Origin of the sequence: Wolbachia endosymbiont (group A) of Andrena fulva (assembly GCF_964026815.1) — a bacterium.
Lineage (GTDB): Bacteria > Pseudomonadota > Alphaproteobacteria > Rickettsiales > Anaplasmataceae > Wolbachia > Wolbachia pipientis.
In genome coordinates this window covers 1238833-1265093 of record NZ_OZ034701.1, presented here as the reverse complement: position 1 = coordinate 1265093, position 26261 = coordinate 1238833, and the positions used below count along the sequence as shown (strand labels likewise).

Sequence of the window (26261 nt, the reverse complement as noted above, 5' to 3'; positions counted from 1 at the left end):
GAATGTTAAAATTTCATTAAGGAAGCATATAGTAAAAAAAATTGCCTGTCAAGTAAACTAATTTTTTAATATACCTTTATTCTGTAATTGAGCGCTTCAGCAATGTGTGCTCTTTTTACTTCTTCACTTTTTGCAAGATCTGCAATAGTTCTTGCAACTTTTAATACGCGTGTGTAGCCTCGATTGGAAATGTAATTTTCTTTCAGTACGTATTTTAGCAATTCTAACCCTGCCTGATCTGGTTCAGTAAATTTATTAAATGCTTCACCGCTTACTTCTGAATTGCAACGAATATTTAATTCACTATAGCGCTCAGTTTGAACTTTTCTTGCTGCTATCACTCTTTCTCTTATGATTTTAGTACTTTCTCCCTCCACAGAGATTTCAGGAGAGAGTATGCTAACGTTTGGCATTTCAATGCATATGTCTATTCTATCAAGCAATGGGCCTGATATTTTGTTTTTGTAATCTGTGCCACACTTTGGAGCTTTGTTGCACGATCTGCTTGCATCACCTAAATAACCGCACCTGCAAGGGTTCATTGCAGCAATCAGTTGAAAATTTGCAGGGTAGGTTATGTGAGCATTTGCCCTTGCAACGGTAACTTTTCTATCTTCAAGTGGTTGGCGCAGAGAATCAAGCACAAGTCTTGGAAATTCTGGCAACTCATCAAGGAATAACACGCCATTGTGAGCCATGGTAATTTCTCCAGGTTTTGCATTCTTTCCTCCCCCTATCATCGCTGGCATAGAGCATGAATGATGAGGTTCACGAAAGGGACGAGTTACTTTGAATATTTCATTACCAGTTTTTGTTATGCTGGAAATAATATTAACATCAATCATCTCCTGTTCGGTTAAATCAGGCAGCAATCCTATAAAGCGCTTAGCAAGCATTGATTTTCCAGTACCAGGAGGGCCAACAAGAAGCATATTATGCCCACCTGCTGCTGCAATTTCAGCTGCTCTTTTTGCAACAACTTGGCCTTTGATATCCTTCATATCGGGAACCAATCTTTTTTCTTTGGGTGCATCACTATAATTAAAAATTACTGGCTGAATTAATTGCTCACCCTTAAAGTGTCTGATAATATCAGTTAATTTCTCTATAGCCAGAATTGAAACATTCTTCACCCATACAGCTTCTACACCATTTCCTCTCGGGCAAATTACTCCTTTATTGTCCTTTTTTGCATTAATTGCTGTTGGCAGCACACCTGAAACTGGAATAACTCTGCTATCAAGAGCCAGTTCACCCATGATTATATAAGACTGAACTTTTTCAACTGGTATCACATTCATTACAACAAGTAGTCCAATAGCAATAGCCAAGTCATAATGACTGCCTTCTTTCAGCAAATCCGCAGGGGAGAGATTAACTGTAATTCTTTTTGGAGGTAGTAGTAGATTGATTGAATTTAACGCTGCTCTGATGCGCTCTCTGGATTCTGCAACAGTTTTATCCGGCAAGCCAACAATATTAAAAGCTGGAATACCATTTGCCATATGAATTTGTGCATTGACATTTACTGTGCTAATTCCCTGAAGCGCAACGGTATTTATATTTGCAATCATAATATATTATATAAAATTGTTAATACAATATATTAAAGAAGCGATGAAGTAAAGGCTACAGCAATTAAAGATGGCTTAACTTAGCAAAAAAGTGTAGTATTCTATCACTTTGCTGATTACAAATGTTTATAAGGATAATCACTTTTTTCTTACTATATTCAAGTACGGCTTTTTGTAGTGATTGTAATTTTAATTTACCATACTGTGGGCTCAGTTGTAATCTAGATCTATCATATAGAAATTTAAGTAATATAAAAAAATTATTGAATAACGACGATAAGTTTGTTGCGCTTACGTTTGATGATGGACCGTCTAACAATAGAGTAAACGATATTATTAATGTTCTGGAAAGCTATGAAGCAAAAGCAACATTTTTTGTGCTTGGTGAACGTATAAATGAAAAAACGTCTGAAATAGTAAAGAAAATTCATGAATCAGGTCATGAGTTAGGCAATCACTCTTGGTCGCATAGGAAGTTGACATCACTTTCAAGTGAGGAACAATTGCAAGAATTGGAAAAGACAAATACAGCAATTAAAAATGCAATAAAACAAGATGTAAAATGGTTTCGTCCGCCATATGGATGTTATGACGATAATCTGATTGAAAATACTGATCAATTAAATATGTATTCAATATTATGGACAGTTGATTCGCTAGATTGGCAAGGTGATAAGCCAGAAACTTTAGTTGAAAGAGTTTTAAGTAATGTACATAATGGAGCAGTTATACTGTTTCATGATCACAATAACAGGTCAAACACAATTGAAGCTTTACCTCACATTATTAAAATACTAAAAAAATCAGGTTATAAGTTTGTGACCTTAAGTGAGTGGGAAAAAAGGGTTTGTAATACGGTAAAAGCCAGAAGTGTAACAATAAAAGAGGGGAAAAAAGTGTGTTTTGAAGGAATGTTATGTGGACAAAAAACAAAGTCTTTAACCGCAGAGCATTCATATTAGGTGGTATTCAGCTTACCATTTCCGCGGTTTTTAGTTGCAGGTTATATAATTTACAAATACGAAACAGACAAAAGTACGAAGCACTATCTAATAGTAATAGAATAAGAGTTGCTACTATTATGCCTAAGCGGGGCAAAATTTTAGATAGGAATAGCATTGAACTTGCGGTAAACAAAATTTCGTATGTTGTTTTGTTTGATGGTTCTGGTAAGGAAGTTGATTTGCAGACATTATCAGAAGTAGAGTCTAAAATAGCAAAATCGTCAGAAAAAATAACTGCTCTTTATAAACGTTATTACCCGTTTGGTTCAATGTGTTCTCATGTAATCGGATATACAAAAAGACAGCAAGGCATAAGCGAAGTAGGAATCAGCGGTATTGAATATACATATGATCATATATTGAAAGGCAAGTCAGGAAAATCTGAGCAGGAAATAAATTCTAAAAAACGCGTCATAAAAGAATTATCAAGCATACCACAACAAGACGGACAAGATGTACAACTGACAATTGATATTAATCTGCAAGAGAAAACCGCAGAGGTATTTAAAGATCACCAAGGCTCCGCAGTGGTAATTGATGTAAATAATGGAGAAATTTTAGCATTATATAATTCACCTTCTTACGATAATAATCTTTTTGCTAGCAAGCTATCAAATGAGACTTGGGAAAACTTGAATGCTCCTTCATTACCGCTTGTGAATCGTGCGTTATCATATCAAATTCCACCTGGTTCAATATTTAAAGTAATAGTTGCGCTTGCGGGTTTAAAAGACGGGATAATAACACCAGAAGAGAAATTCTCGTGCAAGGGCTATATGAAAATAGGTGAGCGGAAATTTCGTTGTCTGAAAAGCAAAGTCCATGGGTATGTATCTTTAAATGAGGCAATGGCATTATCATGCAACACTTACTTTTATAATATAGGGAAAAAAATAAGTGTAGACTCTCTAGTAGAAATGGCCAGAAAATTTGGTATTGGAAGTGGGCCACTGATTGGAACGTTTAAAGAAGAAGCTCCAGGGTTGTTGCCAGATAGAGATTGGCGTACACGAAAGCTATATTCGCAGTGGTATTTAGGTGACACTATCAACTTAGTTATAGGACAAGGGTATATGCTTACAACACCACTACAGCTTGCAGTTCTTGCAGCGAGGATTGCAACAGGAAAAGAGGTAATTCCCCGCATTAAGATGAATGAAACGATACAAGATTTTCCCGATATTGATGTGGATTGTGAGCATCTTAGCATAGTTCGAAAAGCTATGTTTGATGTGGTGAATTCTAAAACTGGAACCTATAAGAAAGGGCTAAGCGGTATACAAATTGCCGGTAAAACCGGTACACCAGAGATAAACTCTAAGGGCGAAAGTCATAAGTTATTTATCGCCTATGGCCCTTACCATAACCCGCGCTATGCAATCTCTGTGTTTATAGAACACGGCAAAGCCCCACGCCAAGATGTTGCTATAGCTAATGAAATATTTCAGTATATGCTTGAAACTATGAGTATTAAACTTCTTGCATAACCATATAACAAACTTTTATTGGGAATAGAAACGAAAAAACTTACTTGACACCCTTCGCCAGCGCCCTTATCATGATAGTGAAGCTATTGTATTTGCTTTCGCCAATCTGCAGATTAAAAGGTAAGGATTACTTAATGTATCGGCGTCTTATGTTCAATTTTTTGCAGTATATAGATACTGTATGTCTTTACAAAACTTCATCTACATCTAGATTTTTATCTAAATAAGCTGAACGCGCTTATAAAGCGTTACAAGACATCAAAAAATGCCAATACTTGACAGAGATAGTAAAAGACTAGCTAACTCGGGGATTCTTTGTCTTTTTTTCTGCTTAGTAAACTTCTTAAACATTTGCAGCGTAAGTTAGTTGCAATTAAAAGCAGCTTAATCTTGCTTGTCAAGCGTTTAAAACATAAAAAACGCCAATATTTTAAAGCGGATAATAACCCCAGGGCTTCTTTTGCCTTTTTTTTCATTTAGTAAATTTCTTAATATTTATAGCTAAACAACAACCGTCATCCCTAAGTATCCCGCTGCTTGTTAGCGGGATCTAGAGATACCGCGACGTCTCACCTATAGCCTTCAGTGCTCCTTTTTTTGTCATCCCAGCGTCACGCGTTGGTTTCAACATTATATCATGAACTTTCTAAAATTCATTGAGTTATGCTTTCAAACGGTAGTGCCGGGGTGTGAGTATAACGATTATCAGTATATAAAAGTCATAGCAGACAGGCTGGAAGCAGCGAGCGCTGGTGAAGTGAAACGAATAATATTCAATATGCCTCCGCGTTCAATGAAATCCCTGTGCGCTAGTGTTGCGTGGCCCGCATGGATACTGGGAAACCAACCAACTGCGAGAATAATAGTTGCAAGTTATTCTCAGCGGCTCAGCGAAAAGCACTCGCTCGACACCAGGTGCGTGTGCAGTCTAGTTGGTATAGAGCGCTATTTCCAGAGATAGAACTATCCAAAGACCAGAATACCAAATATAAATTTCAAACAGTGCAGAGAGGATACAGAATCGCAACATCAGTTGGTGGAACACTAACTGGTGAAGGTGGTGATTTTATCATTGTGGACGATCCGCTCAGTTCTGCTCAAGCTTTGAGTGAAACGCTTAGAAAGCGTGCCACAAACTGGTTTGATCAGACTTTAGTAACCAGGCTGAACGATAGAAAAAAAGGAGTCATCGTTCTTGTAATGCACAGGCTACACCAGGAGGACTTAACTGGACACCTTCTCTCCAAGCCAAAAAACATATGGCATCATATTTGTTTGCCAATGATTTCTGAAAATAAGCAGGTTATTTATTCAATCAAAAAGCCAATACCTCCCGTTCCTATCATCCGAGTAGCTCAGCACTGTGCGACCAGGCGATTATATAATAAACCAGCGTCACCTGTAAGGATATTATATTCAAGAGAAGAAGGTCAGTTGTTATATCCCCTCGATGGAGGAAAAGAAGAAGTTGAGATAATAAAAGCTGAACTTGGGAGTTACGCTTTTGCTGCTCAATATCAACAAAACCCTCTGCCGCTTTCAAGTGGTATAATTAAACCAGAGTGGTTGAAACGCTATAAAAAATTTCCTGATAATCTCTCGCATATAACACAAAGTTGGGATACTGCGGTTTCAACAAGTAACATGAGCAACTTTAGTGTCTGCACCACCTGGGCAAAAATAGATAATAAATTCTATTTACTCGACGTATATCGCGCAAAGCTTGAGTATCCAAAGCTTAAAGAACAGGTTTTGTCACTAGCTGCAAGATGGACGCCACACGCAATTTTAATCGAAGCAAAAACAAGTGGTCAACAATTGGTGCAAGAGCTAAAGACAAACAGTGATTTACCGATTATTGAAATAGTGCCACATGATGACAAGCTCACTCGATTTCATCAAATTGTTCCGATTATAGAGTCTGGCAAGGTTTTTCTGCCACATCAAGCAGTATGGCTGAACGATTTTGAGTATGAGATTTTAATGTTTCCTGAAACTCGACACGATGATCAAGTAGATAGTACCGTGCAATATCTCCAGTGGGTGAGAAACAGTACCTCCAGGGTTGCAGCTATACGAGCATTGTGATTTGAGTCTACCAGTACTGGGATGACAGCTAGGAGACAACCGTCATCCCGCTTCTTGTTAGCGGGATCTAGAGATACCGCGAATGAATCGCGGTATGACGTAGGACTGCTGTTATTCCAGTGTCTGGGCACTGCCGTCTTGGATGGAAAGGCTGGATCCAAGTAGTCAGCTACTCGTATGACATCTTTGTGTTTGAGGCAAAACCAGCTATAACATTTCTTCGCAAACAAATGTTCGTACAGTTGTGGGTCGTGCACAACTCTATTCCTATAGTGAGTAGCTCCCTCCTATCTTATTTATATCATATTTTTAACTTACCCAATAACATAAATTACTTTAGCTATGCTATAGCTAAAGTGGCTTAGGTTTACTTACAATTTGAAAAACAACAAATTCGTCATTCCGCTACTCGTTAGCGCTGCGGCGGTATGATGTAGGGAAACCTTTCTTGGGTTAGCTATATCAATAGCATTGCTTTAAAAAGAGTGCCCATATTTTCAGTCAACCTTAAGAATTCACTAAAGATCCTATTCTTTTGTTCATCACTTGCGCTTTTCATTAAAGCCTGGGTTCTTTCTTTTATGCCAAAAAGATATAAAAATTCCCTTTGAGTTAAAATCTCACAATCTACATGCTTTAATGAATCTCTTAACGCTTGAAAGTTCACAAGTGCGGTAATATCACTATTACCAACATTCTCAAGAAAATTAGCATACTTATGTTGTTTTATCGATTGCAAAGTGCTCTTATATGCGGGGTATACATAACCGTAATCTACAATCAAAGCAGCTCCTTTATTATTATATATCTTCTTCTCAAGTTTTTTTAATATTTCAACCCCAACTGAACATATTTCCACCACTGCACCATTAAAAAATTTTCCATTTGTCATCTGAGTAGCTGACACTGGAATCCATGATTCTTTTTTTCTGGATTCCAGTGTCACGCACTGGCATGACACCAAGAGACTGCCATCATCTTGTTTTGTCACCATATTTTCATACCACCCCTCATCATGATATACAAACTGATCTATCGGAAGAGCGTCAAAGAACTCATTTGCTAAAAAAATGGTTGGTTGTTCTGGTAGGTTGTCAATATTTTTGTGCCAATTAACATCTAAGCTTTTTAATTTTTCCTTTTGTATCTTCCGTAAAGTAGGGCTTATTTCAACTAAGTGGATCAACATCGAATTAAAAAAGCTGCTGTATTTTTTAGTGACTCTTATTATATCGTGAATGAGTGTTCCTTTGCCTGGCCCAAGTTCAACTAGAGAAAATTTTGATGGCTTTCCTAATTTTTCCCATGTATGCATTATCCAAACTGCAATTACTTCACCAAATAATTGGCTGATCTCAGGTGCGGTAGTAAAATCACCATCCTTACCAAGCGGTAATTTACTTGTATAATAGCCGTATTTTTCATGGTACAAAACGGCATTCATGAAATCACTGATGGATATTGATCCTTGACTTTTGTCAATTAATTCGTGTATATAAGTGAGCATGTTATTAATAAATGTTTAACTATAGCGTGCCATAATATAAAATAGTAGAGTATTTATATATATAGTATACACTTAAGTTTGTGAGTAATAGTGCTTCAGTTATGGACGACAAAAACACCGATTATGTTGCCCTTATAGCTCAAGATGATAGTATTGAATACAAATTTGAAGAAGCTGTCAATTTTATAGAAAACAAGGTTATAAATGCTGATGGGCTAACTTTAGCGGAAGTGTTTCAAGTGCTAGTTCAAATGCTAGATGGTGATCTAGCATTGGTAAAAAAAGTACTAGCATATGCTAATATTATGGCAAAGCATGGAATGAAGGTAGCAAAAGAGTCGCAATTAAGCAGAGCTGATGTTCGCCGAGCTTTGGAAGGTAGAGAAAGTGTTGTCAATAGACAAGATTTTATAAAGAAACCACCTCTTCCACCTGCTATAAAATCGACCAAAAAGAAAAGTAGAGGTCTTTAGATGGCTGAATCTATAAAAAAATTTACTGTACAATGTGACTTCAAAGGACAAAGTTCACCTTTTGCAATATACATAGGAAATCCAAAAAGTGATGCTCATCCAATTCATCATCAAGATTCCTGGCTTGTAAAAGAACGTGGAGGGAATATTCCTAATAAAGTAAAAGAAAGTCTACAAAAATTATATAAACTATCTCAAGAAAATGGAGTCTCTTTCTCAGAGTTATGCGCGTATGCCATTACTGTGGTTAGTAACAATGATAAAAAAAGTGACGACAAGCAGTGAGATAGTTTAATCCCTCAATATTTCATTTATAGAGATTTTCGATCTCGTCTTTTCATCCACTTTTTTTACTATGACTGCACAATAGGTTAAAATATTATTTTTAGATGGAATAGACCCTGGTACCACTACAGAATAAGGTGGCACTTCGCCGTAAAATACCTTGCTAGTTTCTCTATCAATAATCTTTGTTGATGCCCCAATAAACACGCCTATGCCAAGGACTGATCCTTCTCTCACTACCACACCCTCGGCCACTTCGCTACGTGCTCCAATAAAGCAATTATCTTCTATAATGACAGGTGAAGCTTGAATAGGCTCAAGAACTCCACCTATTCCCACTCCACCGGAAATATGACAGTTTTTTCCTATTTGCGCACAGCTACCAATCGTTGACCAGGTATCTATCATTGTTCCTGAATCAACATATGCACCAACGTTGATAAAACTTGGCATTAGAACAACATTTGTACCTATATAAGCAGATCGGCGAACAAAACACCCAGGAACTGCTCTAATTTTTAACCGGCGAAATTTCTCCTCATTCCATTCACTAAACTTGTTACCGATCTTATCAAACCAGCAATTAGTATTATCTATTATTTTATTTTCTTCGGTGAGAAAATGTAATAATATTGCCTGCTTTATCCACTTATGTACTACCCATTCTCCACTTGATAGCTTTTCTGCTACTCTAATTTTGCCACTATCAAGGAGCTCAATTACCTCTTTAATTGCTATTCTTGCTGTTTTCTTTAGATTACAGTCATTAAATTTTTCTCTATTTTTCCAAATATCTTTTATCTCACTCTGTGTTTTTTTTAGTTGCAAACCTTCCATTTGTTATATATATATTAATATTAAATTTGTAGCTCTGTATCATTTAAGCTTGTTACTACTTTATACGTAAGTACTATGAAAATACAATGTTATAATTGTACTAAGACTTACTTAGTATCTCCTAAGCAAATTGGTGCGTCTGGAAGAAAGGTAAAATGTACGCACTGCAATCACATATGGCATGAATATCTAGAAGAAGTGTCAAACAAATCGCACTCTGCTAATATACAGGAAAAAAAAGTTAGTGGAAGGAATTTTTTACAAAATCTAGCATTTACCACTCTAGCTTTTGCAACAGCTACAGGGTTATGCATTGTAATTGCTAATGGCATCTTTCCTAGAGAGATGAACAAAGCATACAAAACGATCAGTTCATATAAGGATTCAATAAGCTATAAATTAGGGTACAAAAAAGAACAAACGGAAAGTCCAAATGTAAAAAAACTTGCTGTAAATAAGTTTTATCAAGACTACCTTTTTTTATCTAATTTAAGATCTAGTTAAATAGGCATACCGATATCGGTATCCAGCTTCTCTAGCTACTTAGATGGTGTTTAGGGTGACAGAGTTTAAAAATAAGTTATTTTTTAGTAAAAAAGGCAGCTCATGAGTATTAAAATTGCACCTTCTATACTTTCAGCAGACTTTGCAAAATTAGGAGAAGAAGTAAGAAAAATTAGCGATTTAGGTGTAGATTACATACACATAGACGTTATGGATGGGAATTTCGTTCCAAATATTACAATTGGTTCTAGCGTTGTCTCTGCAATACGTAAATACAGCAATCTTCCTTTTGATGTGCATTTAATGGTCAAATCTCCTAGTAACCACATTGAAAGCTTTATAAATGCTGGTGCTGATATTATCACTGTACATGCAGAAGCAGAGATACATCTTGAGAGGTTGATAAGAAAGATAAAGTCATACAAAAATGTAAACGACGCAAAAAAACCGATTCAAGTTGGAGTTTCAATTGTTCCTTCAACTTCTCCAAGTGTGCTTGAATACATAATACATGAGCTAGATATTGTGCTGATTATGACAGTCAACCCTGGCTTTGGAGGGCAGGAATTCATTCATTCACAGTTGAACAAGATATCTACTATAAAAAAAATGATACAAGAGCGTAACCTTAAAACACAAATTTCAGTAGATGGTGGAATTAACTTTTCTAACGCAGCTGATATAATAAAAGCAGGTGCAGATATTTTAGTTGCGGGATCGGCGATATTCAAGGCTGAAGATATTAAGAAGGCCGTAAACGATCTTAAAAATCTATTGTTGTGACCCTATATAGCTAAAGTGGCTTAGGTTTACCTACAATTTGAAAAACAACAAATTCGTCATTCCGCTACTCGTTAGCGGAATCTATGCTGAGATACCGCGGCGGTATGACGTAGAAAAACCTTTCTTGGGTTGTATCCGTTCAGCTAAGCGGTGTGAGAGATGATAGATAAGAGGTTTTGGAAAGCCCATTTGTTTCCATGTCAAGTATAATGAAATTATCCGTTCAAGTTCCCCACTTCGATTGGGTAAAATATGAATTTTTGCGATAAACGACATAATGCCGTATCTGCTGTTCAGCATGGTTGTTTGTCAGCGGAATGTTTTCTGGGTCATCTAAAAAATTCCACATTATTCTTTCAGATTTCAAAATATTTTTTGCAACTCGAGAAGCTCCAATTGCTTCAGGTAAACGGCTTCAAGTAATACCTTGTACGTTTTCGCAATTTTCTGGCACGTCTGGTAAATCTAAAAACATCTATCTCATTTTTTAGCAAGGCCTTTTTTAGTGCAAATAATTCAGTGGCTACGTTTCTTAAGTAACAGCCCAGAACTTTAACTTCAACTATGTGCTAATCTTTCAAAATCTCTTGATAAATGTGCCCAACAGATTTGCCTGTTCTTATCGGCAAAGTAGTTGTATGCTGCGTACCTGTTGTAAGCTATTGCGATTGCAGAACTTACTATTTTGTAAAACCTTCATTCCTCTTGACTCTGTCAATTTTATAAAACTTGCTGTATTACTGGCAAACATCCAGCACCAACCAAGTTTACCTTTGTTATAATGGCTCGTTTCATCGATATGCAGAACTTCACTTTTACTTACTTCTTGCTCGATTTGCTCATATGCTTCTTGGCATTTTTCTGCAACTCTAGCCTCGCTATTTGACACGCTACCAACACTGATGTCCAGGTTGAAAATATTTTTTATAATATTTGCTACTTCTCTTTTCGAGTTCTTGTAAAATCCGCTCAGCGCCGCAATTGTTGACTTAACTTTTGGACCAAATGTATCCGCAGTAACACCTTCTGGTAGCCTGCTACTTTTTCTTTTTCCACACTTGCAACAGCGGCCATTGGTATTCCACAACATAAGGCTTAATTTCTGGCAAATCAACTTTTTGATGAATGTATGGCTCTTTCGATATCGCAATTTCTCCTCCGCACTCGCAAGAACTCTATTTTCACCACTTCATCTGCTTCCATTTTAGGGCGATACTTTCCTTCATGCCCAATCTGTGCCCCTATTTTCCTGTCACTTTTTTTCTTTTTCTTCTTTAGCTTGTATAACTCTTTTGAGCTCGGTATCGATGAATTTTGTGAATTCAGACCTAGTCTTTCTTTCAATTCAGCATTTTCGATTCTTAGCGCCTTATTCTCAGATCTAAAATTTTCGTTTTCTATCTCTAACCTCTTTATCTCTGCTTTTAGTTGCTCTATCTCTATTTTAAAGCTTTCACAGAGCTTGAGAAGACTAGCTAGTAGATCAGACATATTTACCACACATACTACTTGTGATATTATGTTTTTAGCACTCCTTGTCTACTTTTTATTTTACCGCTCCGCTGAACGGATACCTTTTTTTTACTGTTTGAGTATGTAAGGATTATGACGACCTATCCCAAACCTCAACTATATCCTCACTAAACTCTATTATCTTTGTTTTTTTAAACTGATAACAGTTGTTAATGAATTGAATCCCTAAATCTCCTACAAAAGGAGTGGCATCATTGCCTAAAATTTTACCACTGCGGCATATTATCAACCTGTCGATTAAATTACACTTTAATAGTTCTGTGATTAACACTCCTCCACCTTCAACTAATAATCTTGTTATACCAATTTCTGAAACAAGTTTTAATGCCATGTCCTTTAGGCAAACCTTACCTGCGTTGCTTGAATTAACTACTAAGTAGTTAATGTTTTTTATTTTTTTCTCTACTTCTTTATTTGTGATGACCCAAGTTATTACTTTGTCTGCAGTCTTTGCAATGTTATGCTCTTCCTTTAATCTCCCTTGGCTATCTATAATTAGCCTTATTGGCGATCTACTTCCAAGTCCTGGTAATCTGCAAGTTAAGAGTGGATCATCATTAATAAGAGTATTGCTGCCAATCATAATTGCATCATATTTTGCTCTAAGCTCATGCACCCAATTTCTCGTATTTTCACTTGTTATCCATTTGCTATCGCCTGTAAATGTTGCGATTTTTCCGTCAAGAGTTGTTGCGACTTTGCAAGCTATAAATGGTCTATGTAATTCTTTAGTGGTGAAAAAACCGACATTCAGTTCTTTTGCCTCTTTTTGCATAATACCTTGCTCAACTTCAATTCCTGCTTCTTTCAGAGCTTTCATGCCTCTGCCTGAAACTCTACTATCTGGGTCAATAGTTGCAATTACTACTCTTTTTATGCTAGCTTTTATGATTTTTGCAGTGCAAGGCCCCGTGACTCCGTGATGACAACATGGCTCAAGAGTGATATATATAGTTGCGCCATGAGTTGAATCTTTAGCGTTTTGCAAAGCGACTACCTCCGCATGCGGACGCCCACCAATCCCTGTATATCCCTCACTAACAATTGTACCATCTTTTACAATAACACACCCGACAGCAGGATTTGGTGCAACATTTCCAAGATTTTTTTCTGCAAGCCTTAATGCAATTGACATGAAATGATCATCAGTCATTAGAAAGAAGTCATTTCGTATGAGGTATCAAAAATTCTTCTGTGCTCGTGTATAGCAAATCTATCTGTCATACCTGAGATATAGTCACATATTATTACTGAACGCTGAGATTCACAAGCGAGTTTGCTCCACTCTGTGGGAAGTAATCCTGGGTTTTCATAAAAACATTGAAAGAGTTCCTGTATTATGCGTTTTGCTTTGTTCATCGTTCTACTCAGTTTATAGCTTCTGTATATTTTCTCCATGTTGAATCTTTTCATTTCTTTTGTAGCATTCGCAACTTCTGGTGAAAATGTGACTAGCATTTTATTTAGACTTCTTACGTCTTCTACGCTTTTTATTTTGTGATCTTCAATATTTCTTTCAGTCTGAGAAACAACATCACTTATCATAGTTCCTATAGTTCCACTCAGTGATTCATGTATGAGTTTGCTCTGAGGCAATTCTGAATATCTGCTCCTTATGTCTTTAAACATTTTTTCAATTAAAGGAACATTCAGCAAATCTTCGATGGTTACTAAATTCGCCCTGAGTGCATCATCAAGATCGTGAACACTGTAAGCAATATCATCGGCAATTGAAGCAACTTGCGCTTCAATGCTTGAAAATTCTTCAAGTTTTAGATCATATTTTTTGTTGTATTCTAATAACAGCTGATTACTTGTAGAAGACTCCGCGTTTTGACCAAGCAAGGGACCGTTATGTTTTGCAACTCCTTCAATCACCTCCCAACTTAGATTCATACCATCAAAATCAGCATGTTTTTGTTCAAGATAAGTTAAAATCCTTATAGCTTGAACATTATGATCAAACTCATACTTCTCGTTATCAAGATTCAAATCTTGAACTGATTTCTTTAGAGCATCTTCACCTGCATGACCAAATGGAGGATGACCAAGATCATGTGCGAGCGCTATGCATTCAGTGATATCCTCATTTAAGCCAAGTCTACGCGCAATGGACCTTGCAATTTGTGCAACTTCAAGGCTATGAGTAAGCCGAGTGCGATAGTAGTCGTGCTCATAATTGATAAAAACTTGTGTTTTGTACTCCAATTTTCTAAACGCATTAGAGTGAATGATACGGTCCCTATCACGCTGAAAGCAGCTGCGATTCTCATCTTCTGGCTCTTTGAAGTATCTCCCTTTTGTTTTGCTTGGAAAACATGCATAATTTAATAGAAAATTATTGTTTGACATGTAAAATTTCTACTATAATAAGTTATCAATAATAAACGGTGGTTACTATGTCAACAAATTACAACATCAACTTAACTGATAATGCACTAAAAAAAATCCACTCTCTTGCAGAGCAGGAAGGGGATAAGAGTTCCATTTTACGGGTTGCAGTTTCAGGTGGTGGATGTTCTGGCTTCAAATACAATTTTCTTATGGATCAAATGAATAAAAATCTATCTTTGGATGATGAAGACGATGATTACGATGATGAGTTTGATGACGAAGACGAAGATGATGACTATGACTATGAAGAAAGTGAGGACTATAGAAGCCACTCCAGTTTTAGCGAAAAAGGTAAAGATATAGTAATTAATGATGAAAATGGAAACCCTGTATTAATGGTTGATAATTGTTCAGCAAAATTTTTAAATAACTCAGTTATAGATTATACTGAGGATCTCAGTGGTTCTGGTTTTCAAATAAAGAATGCCTTTGCTAAGTCTCAATGTGGTTGTGGTAACAGTTTTTCGGTTTAATTATTACTAAAACTTAGATGCCTTCTGGATCTTTTAAACATGGGTGGTAATGTAGCACTAGAACTAACTTCTGTAGATAAAAGCTTCAAGGACAATTCTGCTGTTGTAAAGGATATCAACTTAAGTGTTACAAGAGGGCAAGTAGTAGCGCTGATTGGCAATTCAGGTGCAGGGAAAACAACTATATTGCAAATCGCAGGCTTATTGGATAAGCCAACTTCAGGTATAGTTACGATAGATGGAATAAATTGCACACAAGCCAGTAATAAGCATAAAACTCATGTAAGAAGAAATTTTCTTAGTTTTGTTTATCAATTTCACTATTTGTTACAAGAGTTATCGGTGTTGGAAAATATTATGCTTCCTCAACTCATTGCAGGAAAAAGCAAAGCTGAAGCAAAAAAAAATTCGCAAGCAATGTTGGAAAAATTTGGTCTGGAAAACAAAGCAAGTAGCATGGTATCTGAAGTTTCGGGTGGGGAAAGGCAGAGAGTTGCAATTGCAAGAAGCATTGTAAATTCTCCAAAGCTTTTACTTGCAGATGAGCCAACAGGAAACTTAGATCCAACAAATTCTTTTAACGTGTTTTTACTGCTACATTCATACGTAAAGGAAAATAACAGCTCTATGCTTATAGTAACACACAATCATCTCCTTGCAGAAAAGGCAGACTGCATTTTCCAATTGAGAGATCGATCATTAGTGAAGTTGTGAATAGGAAAAATAGCACAATTTCTATGCCTTATACTTATCTAACCAATGATCATTAACAGAGTACAACTCGCATGAAATGCTTTCATTGCTTTTTATACACGGACTTTTTAACTTACGCTGTTTACTTAGGGAACACCCCGATAACATAAACACAGCTAAAACAAAAAATAATAGCTTTTTAAACATAACAAAACCTTTTCATTTATATTACTACACTCATTTCTCTTGTTTGTAAAGATTAGGCATATTCTTTTACCCTTACCTCTTTTTTGACCTTTTGAGAAGAAATAGTTGCACTATTCAAGCGCAGTTTTATATAATTGTCCACGATTTGAGTCACTTCCTCTTCTTTATCCTTTAGAAAGTGATTAGTATCATCTATTATATGGTATTTCATGTGATCACTTCTTACTGAATTTATCAACCTTTTTGCTAATTCTGTTACATCGCTTTCTTCTGAGATTGTATCATTACTGCTTTGTATTATAAGCCCAGAAACTGGACAGGGAGAAAGAAAAGAAAAATCGTACTTAGTTACCGGAAGAGAAAGAGCAATAAAACCCACTATCTCAGGGCGGCGCATTGTTAGCTGCATAGCCACCCATGCTCCAAAAGAAAAACCAGCGATCCAAATTGGAACATTGCTAGGATTATGTTCCTGAAGCCAATCAATGGCTACCGCAGCGTCAGTTAATTCTCCTATACCCTTATCAAAAGTTCCGGTAGATTTTCCCACACCACGAAAGTTAATCTTCAATGCAGAAAAATTGTTATCGATAAAAGACGTATATGTACTATGTACAATTTTACTATCCATATTACCACCATATTGAGGATGATGATGTAAAACCAGCACAACCGGCGCGTTGGCATCTTTGCTTTGGTGGTATTCACCTTCTATCTTTCTTGTTGCATTATTTAAAAAAACTTCAACCATGGTAACTCCTAATAAGAACCCGCTTGACAGGTATTGATGACGTGAGTTATTAATTATGTATTAATTTCGCTGTTTTTGCAATAAATTTTTTATCGTGTTAAAGCTAACGTACATAGTTATGGCTATAGTTGATGGTAAACTTATTTAAGTGACAGATGAGTCCATTCTCTTTAGAAAATAGTGGTTGCGTATATGCTGATTACAATGCAACTGCTCCAATTAGTGAAAATGTAAAAAAAAGTATATTTGAGGTCTTGTCAAAACAAACGCTCAATCCATCATCACTACATAAGAGAGGACAAGAAGCGAGGAAGATTCTTCAGGATGCAAGAGATAACGTACGTGGTGCTATTGGCGTTTCAAGTGATAAAGAAATAGTTTTTACGTCTGGTGCAACTGAAGCGAATAACCTTGTTATGAGAGGAATAGCAGGCTACCTGCATATAATTTCAGCTATAGAGCATCCTTCAATTCTTAATTCTGCATGTAATCCATATATAATACCTGTTAATCAGGAGGGCATTGTTGACTTTTTAGAGCTAGAAAAAATTCTAAGCGAACTTAAAGGAAACAAAGCAATAGTTTCAGTTATGATGGCAAATAACGAAACCGGAGTTATTCAACCTATTGAGGAAATAGCTAAAATAGTACACAAGTTTGGAGCAATTTGCCACACTGACACTGCTCAAAGTGTTGGGAAAATTAAAGTTAATATGGAAGATTTAGGAGTGGATTTACTCACTTTATCCGCCCATAAATTTGGCGGTGTAGCAGGCAGTGGAGTTTTAATATTCAATAAAGAACTTGCGATAGAACCTATTATAATAGGTGGTGGACAAGAGAAGGGATTTCGTGGTGGTACGGAAAATATTGTTGCGATTGCAGGCCTTTCTGCTGCACTGCAAAATATTCCAGACCTTCTATCAAAAATGGATGAAGTAAAGGAGCTACGTGATCAATTAGAGTGTGAATTATTAAATCTTGCCAGTGACATAAGAATCTTCGGTAAAAACTCTAAGAGGCTGCCAAACACAAGTTTTATTTATATGCCAGGAGTAAAGAGTGATGTGCAGCTTATGCATTTTGACTTGAATCATATTGCAGTTAGTAATGGCTCCGCATGTTCTTCTGGAAAAGTTGAGCCTTCCCATGTTTTGCTTGCAATGGGGGCAACAAAAGAGCAAGCAGAGTGTTCAATTAGAATCAGTATAGGTCCAGAAACTAAACCACAAGACATAAAAAAAATAGTGGATTGTTGGTATAATATCTACAAGCAGAACTCCTTGGTATAGATAATACGTGATATCATGCAGGGAGCTATAAATTAGATGTAAAAAATTCCTTTACAAGTTTCGCCAGCCCCCTTATCATAACAGTGAAGCTATTTATTTATCTTCGCAATCTGTGCAGGTTAATGACAAAAAACTTAGGGTATTTGGCGTCTCATGTTTAATTTTTCGCACTACGTGCATCGCATGTCTTTAAAAATTTTTAGGTTTTTACCTATATAAGCCGAAACGCGCTTACAAAGCGTTTAAGACAGCAAAAAACGTCAAATTGACAAGGGAGAATTTGAATGCTAGCTACTACGGGGTTTCTTTGCCTTTTTTCCTGCTTAGTAAATTTCTTAAACACTTGCGGTGTAGGTTAGTTGCAAGTTAAAAGCAGCTAAATCGCTCTTAATCAAGCGTTTTAGAATAAAAAAAACGCCGATATTTTAGTACATAGTAAATAGCCAACCACCACGGGGCTTCTTTTGCCTTTTTTTTATTTAGTAAATTTCTTAAATATTTATGGCTAAAGCAATTTAAGAGACCGAAAATGGTGTCATTTCAGTGCCCCTGTAATGTCATCCCAGTGCCCTGACTACTTGGATCCAGGAATTTTATTAAGTTGGTGAGCATAAAAATAGCTGTTTTACGTTAAAATACAATATTTTGATGATTATGGAAAGGCTGGATTCCAGTGCCAAGCACTGGAATGACATCCTCCCTTATGGAAATTGCTCTCAAATCACAATGTTCGTACAGCTATGGAATGAATCGCGGTATGACGGTTATCAGTAAACATGAATTACTTTAGCTATGCAATCAGGCTTCCTAAAAACACTTTGTAGCCAATCAATTCTTGAGTATAAAAAGAATTCCTTTAATAATAAGGTATGCTAATCAGGAATTTAATAAAACAAGCAACTCAAGTAGGAAGCAGTGAAAATGCAATACGGTATGTCGAATATCTCTATCAATTTGAGAAGTTTAGAAACACATTAAACCTCACTTTATCACTAATAAAGCAAAACAGGCTCTCATTTGAAATATACCAAGAGGGATTAGTGGATATGGAAGAGGGAGTGTGTAAGACAATCAGGTCTTCCAGTGTAAATAGATATGTTATTGTACTGAGGAAGTCAAACCCATACATTATAGTGCATGAACTTTCACACATGGTTGAAAATGAACTGAACTTAAGTTTGGAACAGGAATTTCTCCATAAAGTTTACCAGGATATTGAGCAGAACCTAAAGCAAGCAAATATTCTTGTGCAGAAAATTATCGGCCAAGTTATATTTAAGGAGATACAGGCTTATCAAACTGCAAAATCACGTGCATCTGAATTATTTGCACGCTATTTTGAGCTGTTTGCTTGGGCGCAGGAGGTTTACCCTAAAGATAAAGAATACTTAATCCGCACTCAAGACTTAAACAAAGTGTTCCTTGCTACTGGCCAATGGAAAAAGAGCTACCTTGATTCACAAATGATGGAGAGAATAGATAAGGAAATCAAGGAATACAGCAATAAAACTGCCACTAAAGACGTAACCAAAGTGCAAAGCAGTTGGACTAATAAATTTTCTCCTGGGGGCAAAAAAATTAGCTCTATATTTGGAGATGATGATTAGCTTATAGTGCAGGTTTTCCTACGTCATCCCGCGATTCATTCCACGACTGTACGAACGTCTAGTTTAGTGATAAAATGTATATAACTATTGATGTCATTCGAGCATTTACATTTGTTACATCAGCACTCACATTTGTCATCTCAGTCTCCTCTTCCTGTCATCCCAGTGCGTGACACTGGGATGACACCATCATAAAGGAATCAGTGTCAGCTACTTTCATGACACCATTCTTTTTTCTTGATCCAAGTAGTCAGGGCACTGGGATGACGAGAGAGGAGACCTGGAATAACAAGAAAGTGCTCCATCTCAATAGCGCAATGTTCATACGATTGTAGATTCATTCGCGGTATAGATCCCGCTAACACGTAGCGGGATGACGGTTGTCGGTAAATCTTTTAGCTGTAGAAGTTAACTTTGCAGTTAACTTCTACAGCGTTTCAAGATATAGTTTTGATAATAAAGTGCTCGAATATACATGAAAACCATTTTAGCTGTTGAAACAAGCTGCGACGAAACTGCAGTAGCGATTGTAAATAGTGACAAGCAAGTCCTTGCTCACGAAATTCTCTCCCAAGCAGAACACAAAAAACGTGGTGGGGTGATCCCTGAAATAGCTTCACGTGCTCATATGGAGCATTTAAGTGGTCTAATAAAAAGCGCCGTGGAAAAATCTAACCTTAACTTTTGTGACCTCAATGCAATTGCAGCAACATCAGGACCAGGACTCATAGGTGGATTAATAGTTGGTACAATGATGGCTAAAGCAATTGCGCATGTAGCACAAAAACCATTCATTGCAGTGAATCACTTAGAAGCGCATGCATTGGTTATTAGGTTACTGCATGAGGTAAAATTTCCATTTTTAGTCCTACTAATATCAGGTGGTCACTGTCAATTTTTAATTGCACAGGATGTAGGTAAATACATTAAACTTGGAGAAACGCTCGATGATTCACTAGGAGAAGCATTTGATAAAGTTGCTAAGATGCTGGGTTTAAGCTATCCCGGAGGGCCATTAATTGAAAAGTTAGCTAAAAAAGGCAATGGTGCAAGATTTAAATTGCCAAGGGCAATGATAAAACGTTATGGATGTAACTTTTCGTTTTCTGGAATTAAAACAGCAGTAAAAAACTTAGTGCAAGAACTTAAAATGAGCGAGCAAGATGTGTGTGATGTATGTGCTTCGTTTCAAGAGTGTATTAGTGACATACTGCTGGACAGGGTTAGTAATGCGATTATTATGGCCGAATCTTTAAATATCAAAATCAATGACTTTGTGATTACCGGCGGAGTTGCAGCAAATAATTTCTTGAGAGAAAAATTAAAACAACACATAAACTTAAACATATTTTTTCCCCCTAACGACCTATGTACAGACAATGCAATTATGGTTGGATGGACAGGAATTGAAAGGTTACAGAAAAATTATATAGATCCACTTAATTTTGCACCAAGACCTAAGTGGGAGTTAGAGAGTTATTAAAAGCTCTCAATTCTGAATTATAGCTAAAGTGACTTAGGTTCTCTAATTGCACATAAGTCAACAATAATTTTCACACAAATCAAAACAGCATATCTTCTCCATAATCCTTGGTAATTTTACATAAGTTAAAAGTAGCATATGGTTCTCTCCGCGGTCTGAGATGACAATAAATTTGTCAAGCCGCATTATACTTGTTAGGCGGAAGTGGACGGCAACATATTTACCACGAAGTCTAACTAAGTTCTTGCTTGTCCCTTCCATCGGCATTGCTATCTTTATTTTCAATAAAATTATTGTCCTATGCTCTTTTGATGTTTATTGATAATAAAATTCTGTTTTATCAACCAACATCCTATGCATAATTACAGCTAATTTTCTTGCTACTGCTACAATTGCTTTTTTCATTCCTTTTTTCTTCGCAACCCCAGTTTTTTAATTTAAATGTCCTCTTGGTAACTGTAAGCATTGTTTGTGCAGCTTCATATAACATACTTCTACATTCCGCTGGTCCCATCTTTGATATGCTGCCATGCCGATCAACTTCTCCAGAAGAATATTGCCTTGGTGTCAACCCTATATATGCTCCAACTGTATCAGATTTCTCAAACCTATGTGGGTTATCAATTGCAGCTTTATACGTCATTGCTACTATAATCCCCACTCCTGGAACAGTAGTTAACAATTTACAATCATCGTCTTTTTCACCTTGTTCTGAAAGCATTTTGTCAAGCTTTCTTAATGACTTTTCTATTGCTTCCAAACTACAAACTAACGCTTCAATTGAACTCCTACTGATTTCATCCAAATTATTTATTGCCTCTTGTATTCTTAAAGCGAAAGTTTCAAATTTTGATCCTTTATCGACCATGTATCTTCAACAACCCTCTTATTGTTCCAATAACCTGCTGTTTGCTACACATTAGCTGTCTTCTGCTTCCAAGCGCTATTTTAATTTGACAACTGATTTTACTAACACTTCTCATCATCTGCGCTATACCCCTCGCATCGTTTTTATCATTCTTATTGATTCTTGCAGACAACGCTGCTGCCATATGCCTTGCATCTACACAAATTACTGGTAATCCAAAACTCCTTAACTCTTTGCACATTGATATTGACAACTATCCACTTTCTATTCCTATGGGTTCGTATTTTTTGCCTTGGCTAATCTGCTATTGCCTTACTTTCGCTTGCAACAACTTCTTCCTTAACAACTTTTCCTTTCTCATCAACGATACTTATAAAAGTTTCTTTTAATGAGATCGCTATAATATTTCATGACCTACTGTAAAAGTTTAAATTATTTTTGAAGAACCAATTCATTGAATTTGTTACTTCGTACTAAAATAATGGAGTATGTCTCTCCATCATTCAATAGCAATTACAGTATGTTTAGCTATAATTTGAAAAACAAAAATTCGTCATTCCGCTACTAGTTAGCGGGATCTAGAGGTACCGCGGCGGCATGACGTAGGATTGCTGTCATCCCGCTGCTTGTTAGTGGCTAAGAGATACTGTGAATAAATCACGGTATGACGGTTAAGTATCCCGCTACGTGTTAGCGGCTGAGATAACGCGAATAAATCGCGGGATGACGTGTTGCTTGGGTCAGCTATAGAAGCAAAACTCATCATTTTGAAAGAGGAGGAGATTTTTCCGGACCCTCAGCAGGGATTGATTTTGGATCTGATAATTCTGTATTTACCTTGATTGGCTCTAATGGAGTTTTCTGCTCTTCCGGTTTATCATCTGGAATTGGAACAGGCCAATCCATAATGTTTTGCGGTATAACTTCTGCTTCTTTAGCTTCTTTTTGACCTGTTGAAGATGATGCATCAACTCCTGCATTTTTAGTAACTTCTTGTTTGAGTTGTTTATTTTCTTCTTGTAATTGCTTTAAATTTTTCTTTAACTCGTCAATCTCTCTTATTTTTTGTTTTAATTGTTCAGATATAGTTAGTTTGTCTCTAGTCAATTTTTTGTTTTCTTGTCTTAACCCACTAGCTGTTCTGCTTGAGTTGTTGTTTACAGCTTGTATACCTTGGTCTTGCTGCTGCATGCTTGTTCCTCTACTTTCATATTCAACTTCAGTTTGAGTTGATGTAGCTGCCAGACCTTTTTCCTGCTGTAATATGTTCTGCAGTTGCTCTAGACTCTCTTTGGCAGATTTCAACTCTTCTTGTAACATATCTTCCTTTTCCTTAAGCTGACGTTGAAGCTTTTCTATTTCCCCCTTCGTATTTTCTTCGCTTAGCTCATCTGCAAGTGATCTTCCAGGTTCAAGTTGTCGAATTTTCCTCTCTAAGTCTTCCTTTTCTCTCTGTAATTCATTTAATTCTTTAGACAATTGGTTCGCCGTTTCAGCCAATGTATTGTTTTCCTTTTTTGTTTCCATTAACTGTTCTGCCAACTGCTTTTTATGATCATCGTTTAAACCTTCCACTATTTTCTTCAGGTCATTCTCCAAATTTGCATTCTTTTCCTTTAGTACAGTTAAATTAGCTTCACTTTGCTTCAATTTTCTCTGTAATTCTTTATTTGCCTCATTTGTTTCACCTTCCTTATCTTTCAACTGATCATTTAAGTTCTTTATTACATCATTTTTATCCTGTAGTTCTTCCTCTTGTTCCTTTATTCTTTGACCTCTTTCAAATATCGCTCGCTGTTGTTCATTGACTTTATCTCTCAAGGAGTCACGTTCTAATCTTAGATCCTCAAGCTGCTTTGCCTGCACTGCAAAATATTTAGCAAATGTTTCTTTTTCTTCCTCTAATTCCTCAACTTCATCTTTTAATCCTTCTTGCTCATACTCTTCTTCATCACCAGACATATCATCCTCAAATATTTCATCTTCATCACTAAATTCACTGCTGGTGGATATAGAACTTCTACGTGAAGAAGGTGTGCTAGGAGAGGAATACCCACTGCTGCTTGGTGTAGGTGACTGTGGTGATATATGTAGATCTTTTGTAAATATTTCCTCTGCTGGTACTTGCTGATCGTCTACACTCTTGGATATGCCAGTAAAAGCTTGATACAGAGTTTTTCCGTTGATAAAAACTTCTTTATTTTGTCCAACTAACTTTAATACTTCTTCTGAACTCGTTATTCCTCCGAATTTTGGCTCACCAATAACACTCTGTATACCACCAGAATCCAATTTTACGGTCATGCTACAGTCTATGCTGTTACCTTCAGAATCCTTAGCCTGCCAATTAATGGTCATTTCACATGAGCTTGAACCAGTAAAATCATAGTGCCTTTCGCTGCCTTTTTTGGTTGCAGTTATTTGACTATCTTTCCCTAAAGATATGTTATAAACCTTACCTTCACTGCTAGCTCTTAAAATATTGCTAATTTCTATTGGTTTTTCTTCATTTTCAAATCTAATTTTGAAGTCATCATCTTTTGTTGAATACGCTAAGAAATTTTGATTTGGTAAAGATGCTTCAAATTCTCTATGTGTTTTATTTATTGATTGCTCAAATTTTTGGAACTCCTTTTCCCACTTTAAATTTATCTGTCCTGTAATGTTCTCATCTTTGCGTAAAGGGCCAATAAAATACCAGATTAAATTTTTTTCCTCCAATTGTTTTATAGTCTCTTGAAAGCTGCTACAAGATTCAATCACATCTAAAATATCCTTTTTCTTCTGTTCATCTACATCTAAACTTTGACTTTCAGCTATAAATACATTTTCGTTTTCCTGTGGCATAATTTTACATTTTAAAAAATATACTATAATATTAACAGATTTCTTTAAAAAGTCAACTAATTGTTGGATAAATAAACTTGAGCATTTGGCCAAAATGTTATATAGTAGTCACTTCAAGAAGTACAGTATGGACAATACCATTATAAGAAAATACGATATTAGAGGTATAATAGGCAAAGACTTGCAGATTAATGATGGGTACGAGATAGGTAGAAAGTTTGGCCAAACCGTAGTTAGTGTTTGTGTCGGCTACGACAGCAGAATAGATTCACCAGGTATAGAAAGAGAATTAATTAGGGGCTTAACTTTATCCGGTGCAAATGTTATACGCGTTGGACTATGCTCTTCACCTATGCTTTACGCTGCAACACAAATCACACAGGCGGATCTTGGTATCATAATAACTGCCTCTCATAACCCCAGCGAATATAATGGCTTTAAATTTTTTAGTAATAAAAAAGTCTTCTCAGATCAAGAAATGAAGGAAATTATAAGCAGTCCAATTAAAAACAGCACAAGAATTGGAAGCTTAATTAACATAAATATATATAGTGAGTACATTAGCATATTGAAAAGTGCAGTGAAGAATAATACTACACAGAAATTAAAAATAGCCTGGGATTGTGGAAATAGTCCAGCAAGTGGAATTATAAGGTATATTGAAAAGATCTTGCCTGGTCATACGCATATCGTAACCAATAACTCTATAGATGGGGCATTTCCACTGCATGATCCAGATCCCATAGAGGAAAAGAACCTCGCTCAATTAATTGACATTGTGAAGGAATGTGAATGTGATCTTGGCATTGCGCTAGATGGCGATAGCGATAGGGTGCGCTTAATTGATAATAAAGGCAACGTTGTTTCCAATGACCATTTATTTATAATTTTTGCACGTGAAGTGTTGGAGGAATATCCAGAAAGCAAAGTTATTGCTAACGTAAAAATGAGTATGAAAGTGCATGATTTTGTTAGTAAGTTAGGAGGGCAAGTTATTACCTGCGCTACTGGACATTCACTAGTTAAGAAGAAGATGGTAGAGGAAGAGGCAAAGTTTGCTGGTGAATTAAGCGGGCACTTCTTCTTTTCTGAGCTAGGTTTTGATGATGGGCTATATTCTGCTGTTAAAGCAGTTGACATTTTGCTTAAGAAAAACCAAAGCCTATCTCAGGTAATTGAGGATTTACCGAAGTTATATATCACTCATGAAGTAAAGATTGTAGTGAAAGATGAGAAAAAATTTCAAATAATTGAATCAATAAAGAAAACACTGGAGAAGCAAAATATTGTATTTTCAGATCTTGATGGTGTTAAGGTAACCGATAATAAAGGTTGGTGGCTTCTTAGGGTATCAAATACGCAAAACTGCATTACAGCAAGATGCGAAGGAGAGACTTTAGAAGGTTTTGAACTTACTAAAAAGGTTTTGTTCCATTACATTGATGAAGCAAGGTCTTTAAATTGTAGCTACTCACAGAAATAAATTTGATTTATAAAATTGGCATGAAAGTATAAAGATAAATAGGCTAAATGTACTTATCATCTGGTCAGGCTGCAGCATTATTTCGTGT

At 36.3% G+C, this 26261-nt stretch carries 22 protein-coding genes and 2 pseudogenes; 14 read left to right on the top strand and 10 right to left on the bottom strand.

Annotation, left to right across the window (positions count from 1 at the left end; translation table 11 throughout):
* Positions 1-65: 65 nt before the first annotated feature.
* Complete coding sequence (locus AAGD84_RS06395; RefSeq protein WP_213863007.1) at positions 66-1574, bottom strand: YifB family Mg chelatase-like AAA ATPase; 1509 nt, start codon at positions 1572-1574, stop codon at positions 66-68.
* Positions 1575-1696: 122 nt separating this feature from the next.
* Between AAGD84_RS06395 and AAGD84_RS06390 the strand changes: the two genes are divergently transcribed.
* The 3 genes and pseudogenes from AAGD84_RS06390 (at position 1697) to terL (ending at position 6153) form a co-directional block, all read left to right on the top strand.
* Entirely contained in the window at positions 1697-2536 is an 840-nt protein-coding gene (locus tag AAGD84_RS06390) for a polysaccharide deacetylase family protein (RefSeq protein WP_010962787.1), read from the top strand.
* Complete coding sequence (locus tag AAGD84_RS06385; RefSeq protein ID WP_341817963.1) at positions 2491-4065, top strand: penicillin-binding transpeptidase domain-containing protein; 1575 nt, start codon at positions 2491-2493, stop codon at positions 4063-4065. The genes AAGD84_RS06390 and AAGD84_RS06385 overlap by 46 nt, the downstream gene beginning before the upstream one ends.
* A 637-nt stretch (positions 4066-4702) precedes the next feature.
* Positions 4703-6153 (top strand): annotated as a pseudogene (gene terL, locus AAGD84_RS06380) (phage terminase large subunit).
* A gap of 457 nt (positions 6154-6610) precedes the next feature.
* Here terL and AAGD84_RS06375 read toward each other — a convergent pair.
* The gene (locus AAGD84_RS06375) at positions 6611-7660 is read right to left on the bottom strand and encodes a class I SAM-dependent methyltransferase (RefSeq protein WP_007549412.1); all 1050 of its coding nucleotides are present in this window, start codon (positions 7658-7660) and stop codon (positions 6611-6613) included.
* Between the two features lie 101 nt (positions 7661-7761).
* On the opposite strand from AAGD84_RS06375, the gene AAGD84_RS06370 reads away from it, so the two are divergent.
* The gene (locus tag AAGD84_RS06370; protein ID WP_077188297.1) at positions 7762-8133 is read left to right on the top strand and encodes a hypothetical protein; all 372 of its coding nucleotides are present in this window, start codon (positions 7762-7764) and stop codon (positions 8131-8133) included.
* A complete protein-coding gene (locus AAGD84_RS06365) occupies positions 8134-8418 on the top strand; it encodes a DUF2610 domain-containing protein (protein WP_007549418.1) in 285 nt (94 codons plus the stop codon). It begins immediately after the preceding gene.
* Between the two features lie 6 nt (positions 8419-8424).
* Here AAGD84_RS06365 and dapD read toward each other — a convergent pair whose 3' ends face one another.
* Entirely contained in the window at positions 8425-9255 is an 831-nt protein-coding gene (gene dapD, locus AAGD84_RS06360) for a 2,3,4,5-tetrahydropyridine-2,6-dicarboxylate N-succinyltransferase (RefSeq protein ID WP_264722843.1), read from the bottom strand.
* A gap of 75 nt (positions 9256-9330) precedes the next feature.
* Here dapD and AAGD84_RS06355 point away from each other — a divergent pair, with 75 nt between their 5' ends.
* Together AAGD84_RS06355 and rpe are read left to right on the top strand one after the other, a co-directional pair.
* Complete coding sequence (locus tag AAGD84_RS06355) at positions 9331-9759, top strand: zinc-ribbon domain-containing protein (protein ID WP_007549510.1); 429 nt, start codon at positions 9331-9333, stop codon at positions 9757-9759.
* 102 nt (positions 9760-9861) lie between these two features.
* Positions 9862-10542, top strand: coding sequence for a ribulose-phosphate 3-epimerase (gene rpe / locus AAGD84_RS06350; protein ID WP_264722842.1), 681 nt, complete (start codon positions 9862-9864; stop codon positions 10540-10542).
* Positions 10543-10685: 143 nt separating this feature from the next.
* Here rpe and tnpC read toward each other — a convergent pair.
* The 3 genes and pseudogenes from tnpC to AAGD84_RS06335 form a co-directional block, all read right to left on the bottom strand.
* Positions 10686-12033: pseudogene (gene tnpC, locus AAGD84_RS06345) on the bottom strand (IS66 family transposase).
* Positions 12034-12145: 112 nt separating this feature from the next.
* Positions 12146-13228 (bottom strand): bifunctional diaminohydroxyphosphoribosylaminopyrimidine deaminase/5-amino-6-(5-phosphoribosylamino)uracil reductase RibD, encoded by a 1083-nt coding sequence (gene ribD / locus AAGD84_RS06340; protein ID WP_015589162.1) that lies wholly within the window; start codon positions 13226-13228, stop codon positions 12146-12148.
* Positions 13228-14427, bottom strand: a complete 1200-nt coding sequence (locus tag AAGD84_RS06335) for a deoxyguanosinetriphosphate triphosphohydrolase (protein WP_065106726.1) — start codon at positions 14425-14427, stop codon at positions 13228-13230. The genes ribD and AAGD84_RS06335 overlap by 1 nt, the downstream gene beginning before the upstream one ends.
* 47 nt (positions 14428-14474) lie before the next feature.
* Here AAGD84_RS06335 and AAGD84_RS06330 point away from each other — a divergent pair, with 47 nt between their 5' ends.
* Both AAGD84_RS06330 and AAGD84_RS06325 read left to right on the top strand, forming a co-directional pair.
* Positions 14475-14942, top strand: a complete 468-nt coding sequence (locus AAGD84_RS06330; protein ID WP_012673221.1) for a HesB/IscA family protein — start codon at positions 14475-14477, stop codon at positions 14940-14942.
* 39 nt (positions 14943-14981) lie between these two features.
* The gene (locus tag AAGD84_RS06325; protein ID WP_065106727.1) at positions 14982-15656 is read left to right on the top strand and encodes an ABC transporter ATP-binding protein; all 675 of its coding nucleotides are present in this window, start codon (positions 14982-14984) and stop codon (positions 15654-15656) included.
* 238 nt (positions 15657-15894) lie between these two features.
* On the opposite strand, the gene AAGD84_RS06315 is transcribed toward AAGD84_RS06325, so the two are convergent.
* Positions 15895-16593 (bottom strand): alpha/beta hydrolase, encoded by a 699-nt coding sequence (locus tag AAGD84_RS06315; RefSeq protein WP_182319401.1) that lies wholly within the window; start codon positions 16591-16593, stop codon positions 15895-15897.
* Positions 16594-16748: 155 nt separating this feature from the next.
* On the opposite strand from AAGD84_RS06315, the gene AAGD84_RS06310 reads away from it, so the two are divergent.
* The 4 genes from AAGD84_RS06310 (at position 16749) to tsaD (ending at position 20975) form a co-directional block, all read left to right on the top strand.
* A complete protein-coding gene (locus AAGD84_RS06310; protein WP_264722838.1) occupies positions 16749-17885 on the top strand; it encodes a cysteine desulfurase family protein in 1137 nt (378 codons plus the stop codon).
* 1151 nt (positions 17886-19036) lie between these two features.
* Positions 19037-19492: a hypothetical protein gene (locus AAGD84_RS06305; RefSeq protein ID WP_264722837.1), complete on the top strand. Its 456-nt coding sequence runs from the start codon at positions 19037-19039 to the stop codon at positions 19490-19492.
* Positions 19493-19695: 203 nt separating this feature from the next.
* Complete coding sequence (locus AAGD84_RS06300; protein WP_255407355.1) at positions 19696-19827, top strand: hypothetical protein; 132 nt, start codon at positions 19696-19698, stop codon at positions 19825-19827.
* Positions 19828-19967: 140 nt separating this feature from the next.
* Positions 19968-20975, top strand: a complete 1008-nt coding sequence (gene tsaD, locus AAGD84_RS06295; protein WP_006280520.1) for a tRNA (adenosine(37)-N6)-threonylcarbamoyltransferase complex transferase subunit TsaD — start codon at positions 19968-19970, stop codon at positions 20973-20975.
* A 352-nt stretch (positions 20976-21327) separates the two neighbouring features.
* Here tsaD and AAGD84_RS06290 read toward each other — a convergent pair whose 3' ends face one another.
* The 3 genes from AAGD84_RS06290 to AAGD84_RS06280 form a co-directional block, all read right to left on the bottom strand.
* Positions 21328-21843, bottom strand: coding sequence for an IS110 family transposase (locus AAGD84_RS06290; protein ID WP_065095460.1), 516 nt, complete (start codon positions 21841-21843; stop codon positions 21328-21330).
* Positions 21833-22096 carry a hypothetical protein gene (locus tag AAGD84_RS06285; protein ID WP_007552904.1) on the bottom strand — a complete coding sequence of 88 codons (264 nt, stop codon included), beginning with the start codon at positions 22094-22096 and terminating at the stop codon, positions 21833-21835. Before AAGD84_RS06285 ends, AAGD84_RS06290 begins: the two co-directional genes overlap by 11 nt.
* 509 nt (positions 22097-22605) lie before the next feature.
* Positions 22606-24690 (bottom strand): hypothetical protein, encoded by a 2085-nt coding sequence (locus AAGD84_RS06280; RefSeq protein WP_341817962.1) that lies wholly within the window; start codon positions 24688-24690, stop codon positions 22606-22608.
* 127 nt (positions 24691-24817) lie between these two features.
* Between AAGD84_RS06280 and AAGD84_RS06275 the strand changes: the two genes are divergently transcribed.
* A complete protein-coding gene (locus AAGD84_RS06275; protein ID WP_264339459.1) occupies positions 24818-26173 on the top strand; it encodes a phosphomannomutase/phosphoglucomutase in 1356 nt (451 codons plus the stop codon).
* The last annotated feature ends 88 nt before the right edge of the window (positions 26174-26261 follow it).